This window comes from Salimicrobium halophilum (assembly GCF_900100295.1).
Lineage (GTDB): Bacteria > Bacillota > Bacilli > Bacillales > Halobacillaceae > Salimicrobium > Salimicrobium halophilum.
This window is the reverse complement of the sequence record NZ_FNEV01000002.1, coordinates 85,403-97,456: the sequence shown is the minus strand read 5'-3', so window position 1 is coordinate 97,456 and position 12,054 is coordinate 85,403. Positions and strand designations below refer to the sequence as shown.

Genomic DNA, 12,054 nt, shown 5'->3' with positions numbered 1-12,054 from the left:
CATACAAAAATAAGCTCACTCTTCACATAACGTTCTGAAAAAAACAGGATTACTTTTTCATTGGCCTACATTCACCCTCTTCGATCGATTACATCCAAGTTGGACGCAATCACAAATGTAGTTTTATAATACAACGCTTACATTCGCAATGTCAATGCTTCCTGCCTGAAAATTCACAAAAATTCAGGTTATCCATTTGATATTACCGTTATTTCCTTATACAATGAATCATATCATCCTGAAGAAGAGTGGGGACTGACTATGGAAAATACAAATAAACCAAAAGCATTAATCGTTATATTCGGAGCGACGGGAGACCTTGCGAAACGCAAACTGTTTCCGTCCATCCACCGTTTGTATCAGAACGGAAAAATCGGCGAAGATTTCGCTGTGGTCGGAATCGGCCGCCGTTCCTGGAGCAATGACCTGTTCCGCACAAACGTACGTAATTCTCTCGGCGACGATGTAGCCGAAAAAGAAATCGAGGCTTTCACCTCTCATTTCTACTATCATCCTTTCGACGTTTCGGATTCTGCGTCCTATAAAAATCTCGGTATTTTACTTAATGATCTCGAATCCGATTACCATACAGAAGGCAATCGTATCTTTTATCTGGCCATGGCGCCTCAATTCTTCGGTACGATCGCCAATAATTTGAAGAAACACGGATTGAAGAGCGACACAGGCTGGTCCCGTCTCGTCATCGAAAAGCCTTTCGGTCATGATTTTGAATCGGCCCGTAAACTGAACGAACAGATCACTTCAGCTTTCGAAGAGAATCAGATCTACCGGATCGACCATTACCTCGGAAAAGAGATGGTCCAGAACATCGAAGTAATCCGTTTCGCCAATGGAATTTTCGAACACCTTTGGAACAACAGATTCATCTCCAACGTTCAAATCACATCGAGCGAAGCCTTAGGGGTCGAGGATCGCGCCAATTATTATGACGTATCCGGTGCTACGCGCGATATGGTCCAGAACCACATGTTGCAGATGGTTACGCTTCTCGCAATGGAACCACCGATCAATCTGAACCCGGAAGAGATTCGTTCCGAGAAGATCAAAATTCTGAGGGCGATCCGGGGCATTGATGAGGAGAATATCAGTGATTATTTCGTCCGGGGTCAGTACGGGCCCGGCAAGATGTTCGGCAAGAAACTGCGCGGCTATCAGGAAGAAGCGGAAGAACTGGCGAATTCCAATACCGAAACCTTCGTCGCAGGTAAAATCATGATCGATAATTATCGCTGGGCCGGTGTTCCTTTTTACATCCGTACCGGAAAGCGTCTCGAGGAAAAATGCACGAAGATCGTCGTCGAGTTCCAGGACATTCCGCTCAACTTATATCAGGAAAAACAAAGTACAAAATCACCGAACCTGCTGGTCATCAACATCCAGCCGAACGAAGGTGTAACGCTTTATTTGAATGCGAAAAAACCGGGCATGGGCTCTTACGCCGAACCTATCAAACTATCCTATACCCATGAAGCAGTCAATAGCGTCAACACGCCTGAAGCCTATGAGAAACTGCTTCACGACTGCATGATCGGAGATACGACGAACTTCTCGCACTGGGATGAAGTTTCCCTGTCCTGGCGTTTCGTCGACCGTATCCTGAAGAAATGGTCGAAAGAGAAGCCCGACTTCCCGAACTACCCGGCAGGCTCGATGGGACCGGAAGAAGCAGACGAACTGCTTGAAAGAGACGGCTTCCACTGGTGGCCGACCAATAATGAAGAAGAGTAAGGAGTGAAGGACATGGCAATTTATGATGTATCGATGACGATCCGCGAAGGCATGATCGTCTATAAGGACAAAGAAGAGAAACAGCCGAAAATCACGACGAGCACGAACGGACACGTAACCGAATCCCGCATCGACATGGACTTGCATACCGGCACGCATGTCGACTCGCCTCTCCATATGATCAACGATGGGGAGACGATGGAGACGATTGCGATTGAGGACCTCGTCGGTACCGTGAAAGTATTCGATTTGACCGAAGCCGGCGACAGCATCAATAAAGAAGATATCGAAGGATTCGATATCGAGCAGGGCGACTTCGTTCTGTTCAAGACGAAGAACTCCTTCCATGAATCGGACGACTTCGATTTTGATTTCACCTTCGTTGCCGAAGATGCTGCGACTCACCTCGCTGACATCGGTATCAAAGGAGTCGGCGTCGATGGGCTTGGAATCGAACGAAGCCAGCCCGAGCACCCGACACATCGCAGTCTTTTCCAGAATCGAATCATCATCATCGAAGGATTGCGCCTGAAAGAAGTACCGGAAGGCAGCTACTTCATGGTAGCCGCACCGCTGAAAATCGAAGGAACCGATGCTTCCCCGGCACGTATCCTTTTGATGGATGAGTAAAACATATTAGCGAAGCCGATGTCTATTTTGACATCGGCTTTTTTTATGTGCGCTGACTCCTTGAAGTGGAGTTATGCGACACGGTTGATCATTTTCTTGTTGAAAAGTGTTCCATTCTAAAGCTAATGGCGCAATTTGCGTAACTACTATATACAGAAACACCGCAAACCTCTAACAATGCAACACTTCCTAAAAAACCTTTCCCGAAAACGCCCCATAAGTCACCGGAACTACATAAAAAAAGCCGCGTCCCCCGAAAGGACACGACTCTTCGTTCTATCATTTATCTCTTCGATTCTTATTCACCAGTTCTTCCAGAGCTTCGAGAATATCATCTTTAGAATAACTCTTGTCACTCTCTTCCTCTGACTCAGGAAGGTCGGTATGAGACTCATGACTCTCCGTCTCTTCGGACTTCTCGTCATACTCTCCTCGTTCGATGAGATCCCGTTTGTAGATGACTCCTCCATCAGGCGTCAAATACTTCTTATTCATGTCTCGGGTAGACTTATCGAAGAAGCTGTAAATGACCGGAATGACGAATAGCGTCAGGAAGGTACTACTGATGAGACCACCGATGATGACGATTCCCATCGGCTGTATCGTCTCTGACCCTTCTCCGATTCCGAATGCGAGCGGCAGCACACCAAGAACGGTCGTGATGGTAGTGATAAGAATCGGACGCGTCCTGTCTTTCACTCCTGTCACGAGAGACTCGATGACGTTCATGCCTTTCTCCCGCTGCTGGTTAACGTAATCGACGAGAACGATCGCGTTGTTGACGACGATACCTCCGAGAACGACGACACCGATGAGAGCCATCGCACTGATCGGTTTCTGAGTTACCGTAAGTGCAAGCATGACCCCGATCACAAGCATCGGTACCGTGAACATGATGATGAATGGATGCTTGAACGATTCGAATTGCGCACTCATAACGAGGTAAATGAACACGAGTCCGAGAATGAATGCGAGCGTAACGTCCGCAATCAGATCATTGACGAGTTCCTGATCCCCGCCGACTACGAATTCCGCTTCGTCAGCAAGTTCGATATCATCCACGGTCGTCTCTACAATTTCTGAAATATCACTGAGATCGCTCGAAGGATTGAAACGAACGGTGAAATCAGCACTTCGTACCTGATCGGCACGGTTGATGACCGTCGGAGCTCCCCCCTCTTCAATCGTCGCCACTTCAGAAAGGGTTACATATCCTCCCTGACCGTTCGCAATCGTGATATTTTCAAAATTTTGACGACTGTTCAGCACATCGTCGGGGTATTTGACCGTTACATCATAAGATTCATCCGAATCCGTCGTGATCGAACCGGCCATCGTACCTGTCGTAGCAGAGCGGATAGCTTGAGCTACCTGTGCCGGTGCTAACCCATTCTGTCTCGCCGCTTCTTTATCTACAGTCGCCTGCAACTCTGTCGCAGCGTCTTCTTCCGAGCTGGTCACTTCTTCGATATCACTTTCGTCTTCGAGTTCCTGGATCAGTTCGGTACTCGTTTCACTCAGACGCTGAGCATTCGGGTCTTCAATCGTGAAGGAATAGGTATTCGGCTCTCCTCCTACACCTGAAGATGCTGCGTTCGTCATGGTGATATCCGCTGCATCGTCGAGACCTTCAATCTGATCGGAGAATTCATCGATGAATTCCTGAGTCGACTGATCACGTTCGCCCTGGTCTTTCAAAGTGACGAAGACTTCGGCGATGTTACTCTCAGACCCACCACCCATACTTGCGCCTTGAGCCGTTGCACCGATCGTACTCATATAGTGATCTACCACATCTTCTCCAGCAAGCTCCTGCTCGACTAAGCTGACCGTTTCTTCTGTACGGCTAAGACTCGTACCTTCGTCTAGCTCCACTTCGACCATAGCCATTCCTTCATCATTCGTAGGAAGGAATTCGACGCCTGTGGTCGTCAGCCCTAATGCTCCGATCACTAACGTTGCCGCTGTTATGAGCAGAACGAGCGCGCGTCTGCGGAGGGACCAGCGGGAGGCTTTCTCCATGCCACGCATGAAACGGGACGTTTTCCTTTTCGCTTCTTCCCTTGCCGTAGGTGTTTTCAATATACGACTGGCGAGCATCGGTACAATAGTTACCGCCACAAAGAGGGAGGCAAACAGACTGAATGCTACTGCAATCGACAACGGAGCAAAGAGATCTCCGGCGATTCCCGAGATGAACACGACCGGCAAGAAGATCGATACCGTAGTAAGTGTCGATGCCGTGATAGCTCCCGCCACTTCCTGGGTACCTTCCGATGCCGCCTGTTTCGGTGTTTTACCCATCGCCAGGTGTCTATAAATATTTTCAACGACGACAATCGAGTTATCGACAAGCATCCCGATTCCGAGTGCGAGTCCCCCGAGTGTCATCATGTTCAGGCTGATATCCGTAAAGAAGAACAGCGCGAATGTGACAATAATCGAAAATGGTATCGCAATTCCTATGATGAGCGGTGTTTTCAAATTACGCAGGAATGCAAACAGCACAAGCATCGCGAGAATCCCCCCGCTAATGAGGGCCGTGATGACACTGTTGATCGAGGCCTGTACGAATTCCCCTTCATCGTAAATACTTACGACCTCCAGGCTCGAGTACTCTTCGTCTTCAAGTAGGTCATCCAGTTCATCATTCACTTCTCTCGAGACAGCGGCCGTATTGGCGTCTGATTCCTGCGTCACTTCGAACTGGATTGCAGGTTTCTCATCGACACGGGTGATGATGTCCTGATCTTCAGGGGTAAGGGAAACATCTGCTACATCCTGAAGGGTCACGTTTTGACCAACTGTAATCTGGCGCAGGTCCTCCACAGAGGCAAGTTCACTAAGAACCCTTGTAGAAATCGTTTCCTGGTTATCTTCATTTACAATCACACCTCCGGGAACGGTCGCCTGCTGAGCCTGGATGGTCTGGACGATAGCGTCCTGGCTGAGCCCGTTATCCTGAAGGGCCTGCTGATTCAGAACCACTTCGTATCTCTCCGTCACCGTTCCGGATTCCGAAACGTCTGCTACTCCGTTGACACGGGAGAGTTCCTGGTTCAGATCCGCGGCTTTTTCCTGAAAATCAATGACTTCATCTCCACCTGACGCTACAGCCAACTGCATACTAGGAAGCAGCGATGGATCGAATTTCAGAAACGTAGGCGATCCTGCAGTATCAGGAAGGTCCGCCTGATTGATCGTCGAGACGATTTCCGTTTCGACATTGTCGATATTCGTTTCAGGCGAGAATTCCATAATGATGATCGATGCGCCTTCCATCGACTGGGACGTCATGCTTTCGAGGCCTGAAGTATCCGATAACTCCCCTTCAAGCTCTTTGGTCACGTCACTCAGCACCTCTTCCGGTCCGGCTCCCGGGTAACTTGCGGTTACAGCCGCTGCCGGTGCTTCCACATCAGGGAACAGTTGAATCGGCAATCGGGATAGCGACACTGCCCCCAGAATCAGAAGGACCAGCATAATGACGATCGTGAATTTCGGTCGTCTGATGGATAAATTCCAAAGTTTCATGGTGTATTTTCCCCTCTCCTCTTTCATTTCCTTTATTACGGATCTCATTGTTCCAACGTTTCATTCTTATTCTTTTGACAAAAATGACTGTACAGTCATACAATATAAATGACCAGTAAGTCATTTTCAAGTATTTTGACTCTATTTTTCTATCTATTTTGTGAAAATGGGGGAAGAAAGAAGGGATTTTGTGAACCCCAAGAAATTGAACATTCTTGAAGCGGCTATTCATTTGTTTGCAGATAAAGGTTTCCATGCAACGTCCATCCAGGAAATCGCGGACGAAAGCGGAGTCTCCAAAGGGACGATTTATTTGTATTTCTCCTCAAAGAACGAACTGATCACTTCTCTGTTTTCCTATTACCACGAAGAACTGCAGAAGAAGATTAAGAAAATAGATGGAGAGATCATTGGTGCGACTGAAAGATTCGAAAGGAAGATCTATGTCTACCTGGAGGAATTGTGGAAAAGGAAAGAACTTATCATGCTGCAGATCCGTGAACAGTCTCTCACGGTCGATGAAACGACAATCGAAGTCATCCAGACAATCCGGCATGATATCTTCGAGGCGGATAAAAAAATGCTTCTTGATATGTACGGAGAAGATTTCAGACCTTACTTGGTTGATGGTGCGTTGCTGCTCGAATCGATCCGTGCGTCTGTCCATCAACTGTTGCTGCTGGACCATATAGAAGTGACGATCGATCGTCTTGCTGCGTTTATTATGCACCGCATGGACGAACTCGCTAACGGCATGATAGATAAAAGAAATGCCCCCCTTCTGAATGAACGGATGTTCCGGGAACCTATGACGGAAACAGACCAGCAAAAATCCGCCAAAGAAGCTCTTATAGAAATGGAGAGGAAGTTGGAGGTAATAGACTTGCCCGATGACAGGAATTCAGAACTTCAGGGAGCTATCGATTTCCTTTATGAAGAAATCAGTAAAACCACTCCCCAGTCGTTCATCATCAAAGGAATGCTCGCTAATTTCCGTAATATCCCTGAAATGAAGGAAACTCGCCTGACTTTGGCCTCCCGCCTAGAAATAACCCTTGATGACTAATGGGTCATCAAGGGTCGTATGAACAAGCTTCATTTATGATTCCAGGACCATTCAGCCATCCCATCCCGCAGAAACAGGGAAAGTCCTTCCCCGTACTGATCTATGTTTTCAGTGAAACGCTCATCACTTACATACATCTCACCGAGGCTTCGAAAAGCTTCCGGTGAATACGTACCGAAATGACTGTTCAGAAAATGATACAACTCACCTATCCTTTTCTGAGCTTCCTCACTTCGAGGATCCTGGTCCTTCACCGCACCAAGTTCTCTGAAGATCCTCTCCCATTTCTCCTTGAGTTCCTCGTTATCAAAGCCGCTCATTTTCCTGTTCGACTCATTTACGACTGCGTCGCCCCAATTCTCTCTCGCTTCCTGTTCGTAAGGGTTGTGGGAAAAATCGATCCCCTGGAATTTGTCCTGATTCGACATAACCCTCTCTCCTTTCCTGTCTTCGATCGTTTCGTCGAGCTTCCGGATCATCACCATCACTCTATTCTTCTCTTCCTCCATGAGCTTGCGCTGGTAGAGAAGCGCGTCTGTCACATCGTAGGAACTGTCATGAACGATGTCTTTAATATGATCAAGAGAGAATCCGAGCTCGCGGAAGAAAAGGATCTGCTGAAGTAGCTGGATGTCACTGTCGCTATAAGAACGATAGCCGGACGGTAGACGTACAGGGACCAGCAACCCGATGCTATCGTAGTGATGAAGAGTGCGGACGCTCACACCCGCCATCTCCGCAACTTCTTTCGTCTTCATTGTATCCTCCCCTTCCTGAAAACAAGCGTACACCCTGACCTGACGTGAGGGTCAAGACAGGAAGCGGCATCGGATCATGGAGTCATCCGCTTGATGGCATGAAAACTTTCTTCCACGCTATCTAATTCTTCCTTCACCGTGGCATCCTGCTCCACGAACACGATCTCCGCAGCTGTTGCTTCGAGAATGCCCGGGATATCCATGGTTCCCTGGCCGATTTCCGTGAAGTTCCCAGCTTTCCCGTAGTTCTCCAGTGTGTCCATGGAAACCACTGCATCCCCTCCTATCTCTTCGAAAATATTGACGGGCTCCAAGTGCGGCATATCTTTCTGGTGAAGCATCTCCACTTTGCCCCCATATTGCTGCAATGCTTCCGTCGGCCAGCTGCCACCTCGCGCAGCCCAGTATGTATCGAGTTCGAGTTTCCACGAGGTTTCTTCCATCAAACGATCGAGCACACGCTTTCCTCCGATTTCCTGGAACTCATGAAAATGATTATGATAATAAAGGTCCATATCCGGAAGGGATCGTGTCCAATCGTTCATCTTTTTTATAAAACTTGAAACGTCCTTCTCCGTTTCAAAGAATTCGATAGGATGGACAAGTCGCGTGCATCCGAGTTCCTCCATGTATTTCTTCACCTCTTCCGGTTCCATCCCATCCATCAACCGAAGATGCACGGCCCAAAGCGATAATCCGCTTTCCTCAAGCATACGCTTCCATTCAGAAGCAGGTTTCCTGTTCATCCAATCGATAGGCAGTTCCACGTACGTATAGCCGATTTCAGCAACTTTCTTGAGCGTCTCGAAAGGGTTCCTTTCCAATTCATTTCTCACTGAGAATAGCTGCAATCCAATATTCATGTACATCCTCTCCTTTTCCTTATGGTATCACATCGCCTTGCGTGACCCATGTAAAAAAACACGACCAGTTAACTGGACCGTGTTTATCAAATCATTCCGGCGAACATTATGCTTCCTGTTTCTTTTCTTCGCCTTCCTGCTTCTTCTTCTCTCCTTCTTTCTTCTCCTGGGCAGCTTCTTTCTTTTCTTCTGCCGCTTCCTTCTTCTCTTCCTGAGCCTCTTTCTTCTCTTCTTCCGCTTGCTTAATTTCCTCGTAACGCTGACGTTGACGATAGCCATAAGCGGCGGATAGCACAACCTCTTCATTCTCAAGGGCAGAGCCGAGGGCACCGATGATCGTCGCTACACTTGTAGCTGTCCATGCAATGTAGAAGTAGTTCACGTACCCTACATCCGCATTGACCTGGGATTCCAGCATCCCCATAGGTATAAGAATGATGACGGCTCCGGCAAACAAGACGAACAGAAGGAAATAGTACATTGCAACCGTGACGAAAAGAGTCATCAAGGTAGCTGTATTGTACAGTTTCCGGAGGTAATCCCGGACGCTATTTCTTTTCCCTTCCCATAACCGGTGAGCAAGTATGATCCAAAGCACCATCGCAGTAATGGAGACAAGTGTCAACATAAGCATCCGCCAGATCCCATAGTTACTGCTAAGCATCCATAAGGTAGGGAAAACGAGAGCGTATGCACCCGTTGCAAACGCTACGACGATCAGTTTCATGAATGATGGAAACATCGCCCACGGTCGATTAGCACGGACCATTCCTGTCAGAATCCTCAAGGCGCCGCTGACCCTGGATTTGACAGTGAAGCGAACGTCGATATTCGATTCTTCATCATCCGGGGTCTCCCTTTGCATAGGAGAAAGACGGTCTACGAGTCTCTTACCTACGAGACGCTTCGAACTTTTGTTCCTTAATTCCTCGTGATCTTCATTGTAGTTCTCTTCCCGTTTGGATTGTATTCTCTTCTCAGCTTCTTCCCGTTCTTCCTCTGTAGAACCGAAATACATCTCGTTGACGAGTTGCAGAACGGATTCACGGATCCGTTTGATCAAAGGGGTAGAACCAAGGGCCGGAATACTCAAAAGGGCGACGTTCTCTTCAATGTAGGCTTCCGCTACAATCGGCCGTTTCCCTTTGAATAACGGTAAATCCGTAAGACAAATGGCATAGTCCCAACCATCTTCTTCCCTCTTATCAAGGGTAGCCCCGAGAATCTCTGAGGAATCCTCCGTCGCACCGGTCAGTGCGTCAGTGATATAATCCACATTCCATTCCACATTGTCATCGACATAATAATCGAGCAAATCAGGAAGGGAATTTTTCAAACCTTCACTTATCTTCTGAGCATAGCCCGGCGCTGTAATGATACCGAGGTGCATCGTTGATTTGCTCATCTATCACTTCCTCCTGACTATTTAAATGTAAGAAATATACCTTAGTACTGTTTAACCCAAAATACTTTCTTTAAACGGCAAATTTTACTTGAAAAGTGACACGTGTGTCGTTATAATAAAAATGACACTGATGTCGTTTTTAAAAGAGGAAGGATTCTACTTATCCCAGACTCCTTCTCATTAACTCAAAAGGGAGATGAACGATGTGGAACAATCGTTATGGAAGAATAAAAATTATGTCACTCTGATGAGTGCCCAGCTCGTCTCAAGTCTCGGCGACTGGTTAAGTATGATCGCCATCTTTACAATGGTTGGTATGCGGTGGGAAGCCTCTCCCCTGGAAGTATCCCTGACCATGCTTTCGCTTGCCGTTCCGATGGCACTGTTCGGCCCCTTTGCCGGCGTCGTTTCCGATAAATTTCCGAGAAAATCCCTGATGATTACATCTGACCTCATCCGCGCCGGACTTATTATCGGGTTAGCTTTCGCCACCTCGATCTGGATGGTCTACGGCTTCCTCTTTGCTATCGGCTGCTTCTCTGCAGTATTCATCCCATCCAAAAATGGAAAGCTGAAAGAAATCGTCGAGGAACATAATCTGAAGAGTGCCATGTCTGTCACTTCAGCCATCGATTCCGGTACGAAAATCGCAGGACCGCTTCTTTCAGGATTACTCGTGACTGTCTTCCCGGTTAGTACCGTCTTCTTCATAGATAGCGGAACCTTCCTTCTCTCTGCACTTCTCCTTCTCTTTGTAGCAGGAGATCGTGTCGTAACGGCCGAGACGAAGCGTGAACCTTCATCTTTCCAAAAAGATTGGATCGAAGGCTTCCATTTCATGAAAGAACATGTCTTCCTTTTATCAGGTCTTGTCATCATAGGAAGCGGATTACTCATTCTCCAGCTTGCTGATTCTCAGTTCATCGTTCTCATCCGCCAGCTGACGGATGCCTCTCCTGACTTATTCGGCTATCTGATTACCGCTTCAGGTGTGGGGATGCTGACAGCCAGTGTCATACTGGCTAAAAAAACGGATTACAATGCATTCTTGTTGATGATCTCCGGCATGACCGGTCTCGGGATCAGTTTTTCCCTGCTCGGCTGGTTTACACAAATGGACCTCGGGTATTCGACGCTCTGGATGATCATTCTCGGTTTCGTAGCCGGGTTCACCTCGAGTCTAGGATTCATCCCCTTCCAGGCCAGTATTCAGGTGACGACCCCATCCCATCTGACAGGTCGCGTTTTTGGAGTAGTGAACAGCGTCACTACGATTGCAACGATTGTAGGTCCATTGACAGGCGGTATCCTTGCCACTGTCTACGGTGTGATTCCTATCTTCATTAGTACAGGGGTGCTTCTCGTTCTACTCAGTCTTACATTCTATATCAACAGGAGGAAGTTGCATGGCACCGAAAATGAGCGATCATTACAAACAGAAACGGCGGAAGGACATACTTGAAGCCGCTGAGAAAATCTTCATAGAGAAAGGTTACGAGCACACGACGATAAAGGATATCTATGAGGAAGTCGGTTTGAGTCGCGGAGGGGTGTATCAGTATTTTTCCAACAAACGCGATCTCTTCGAATCCCTCATCGGCGATAAACTGGAAGATATCTATCAACTGACGGCGGATGCGCTTGAAGACGGAGAAGATCCGTGGACTCTTCTGAAAAAAAGAATGTTCGGGGAAGAACAGCATCCCTCAGAATATAACGATTCGCTCGCTCCGGTCGTCTTGGAGTTCTTCGTTAGCGGAAGAACCGATGAAAGTCTATCCGTCTATGCCAGAGACCGCTACCATCTTGGGGTGAGTATGTATGAAAACATTATCCAGCAAGGAGAGTCTCAAGGCATCTTCACTCCCCGCTTTTCTCCCGGGACCATCGCCCGTGCGATCATTTCTTTTTCGGACGGGATCGCTGTAGATTCAGCTCTGGCCGGAGAAGAGGTTCAATCCAAAGAACAAAGTGAACTTCTGTTCGATATGATTCAATATATGCTCGGAATCCGGTAGCTCCTCCAAGCTTGATGAGGTAGAGCAAAAG

9 protein-coding genes are annotated in these 12,054 nt (G+C 47.6%); 5 read left to right on the top strand and 4 right to left on the bottom strand.

The window, feature by feature from the left end; all coding sequences use genetic code 11:
* The first annotated feature begins 261 nt into the window (after positions 1-261).
* Both zwf and BLQ44_RS03715 read left to right on the top strand, forming a co-directional pair.
* Positions 262-1,749: a glucose-6-phosphate dehydrogenase gene (gene zwf, locus BLQ44_RS03720; protein WP_093192234.1), complete on the top strand. Its 1,488-nt coding sequence runs from the start codon at positions 262-264 to the stop codon at positions 1,747-1,749.
* Between the two features lie 12 nt (positions 1,750-1,761).
* Positions 1,762-2,379: a cyclase family protein gene (locus BLQ44_RS03715; RefSeq protein WP_093192232.1), complete on the top strand. Its 618-nt coding sequence runs from the start codon at positions 1,762-1,764 to the stop codon at positions 2,377-2,379.
* 279 nt (positions 2,380-2,658) lie between these two features.
* Here BLQ44_RS03715 and BLQ44_RS03710 read toward each other — a convergent pair whose 3' ends face one another.
* Positions 2,659-5,913 (bottom strand): efflux RND transporter permease subunit, encoded by a 3,255-nt coding sequence (locus BLQ44_RS03710; RefSeq protein ID WP_093192230.1) that lies wholly within the window; start codon positions 5,911-5,913, stop codon positions 2,659-2,661.
* 190 nt (positions 5,914-6,103) lie between these two features.
* On the opposite strand from BLQ44_RS03710, the gene BLQ44_RS03705 reads away from it, so the two are divergent.
* A complete protein-coding gene (locus BLQ44_RS03705; protein WP_176757417.1) occupies positions 6,104-6,979 on the top strand; it encodes a TetR/AcrR family transcriptional regulator in 876 nt (291 codons plus the stop codon).
* A 29-nt stretch (positions 6,980-7,008) separates the two neighbouring features.
* Here the strand turns inward: BLQ44_RS03705 and BLQ44_RS03700 are convergent, their stop codons facing one another.
* From BLQ44_RS03700 to BLQ44_RS03690, 3 genes are all read right to left on the bottom strand, one after another.
* On the bottom strand, positions 7,009-7,737 hold the full coding sequence (locus tag BLQ44_RS03700) for a MerR family transcriptional regulator (RefSeq protein ID WP_093192226.1): 729 nt from the start codon (positions 7,735-7,737) through the stop codon (positions 7,009-7,011).
* 74 nt (positions 7,738-7,811) lie between these two features.
* On the bottom strand, positions 7,812-8,600 hold the full coding sequence (locus BLQ44_RS03695; protein ID WP_176757416.1) for a sugar phosphate isomerase/epimerase family protein: 789 nt from the start codon (positions 8,598-8,600) through the stop codon (positions 7,812-7,814).
* Between the two features lie 106 nt (positions 8,601-8,706).
* Positions 8,707-10,005, bottom strand: a complete 1,299-nt coding sequence (locus BLQ44_RS03690) for an MFS transporter (RefSeq protein ID WP_093192222.1) — start codon at positions 10,003-10,005, stop codon at positions 8,707-8,709.
* Positions 10,006-10,210: 205 nt separating this feature from the next.
* Between BLQ44_RS03690 and BLQ44_RS03685 the strand changes: the two genes are divergently transcribed.
* Together BLQ44_RS03685 and BLQ44_RS03680 are read left to right on the top strand one after the other, a co-directional pair.
* Positions 10,211-11,467 (top strand): MFS transporter, encoded by a 1,257-nt coding sequence (locus BLQ44_RS03685; protein ID WP_245688086.1) that lies wholly within the window; start codon positions 10,211-10,213, stop codon positions 11,465-11,467.
* The gene (locus tag BLQ44_RS03680; RefSeq protein ID WP_093192218.1) at positions 11,412-12,023 is read left to right on the top strand and encodes a TetR/AcrR family transcriptional regulator; all 612 of its coding nucleotides are present in this window, start codon (positions 11,412-11,414) and stop codon (positions 12,021-12,023) included. The genes BLQ44_RS03685 and BLQ44_RS03680 overlap by 56 nt, the downstream gene beginning before the upstream one ends.
* Positions 12,024-12,054: the final 31 nt, after the last annotated feature.

Coding starts and splice junctions, on each gene's coding strand:
- BLQ44_RS03690 (WP_093192222.1), bottom strand. CDS start 10,005: ATGAGCAAATCAACGATGCACCTCGGTATCATTACAGCGCCGGGCTAT.
- BLQ44_RS03715 (WP_093192232.1), top strand. CDS start 1,762: ATGGCAATTTATGATGTATCGATGACGATCCGCGAAGGCATGATCGTC.
- zwf (WP_093192234.1), top strand. CDS start 262: ATGGAAAATACAAATAAACCAAAAGCATTAATCGTTATATTCGGAGCG.
- BLQ44_RS03700 (WP_093192226.1), bottom strand. CDS start 7,737: ATGAAGACGAAAGAAGTTGCGGAGATGGCGGGTGTGAGCGTCCGCACT.
- BLQ44_RS03710 (WP_093192230.1), bottom strand. CDS start 5,913: ATGAAACTTTGGAATTTATCCATCAGACGACCGAAATTCACGATCGTC.
- BLQ44_RS03695 (WP_176757416.1), bottom strand. CDS start 8,600: ATGAATATTGGATTGCAGCTATTCTCAGTGAGAAATGAATTGGAAAGG.
- BLQ44_RS03680 (WP_093192218.1), top strand. CDS start 11,412: ATGGCACCGAAAATGAGCGATCATTACAAACAGAAACGGCGGAAGGAC.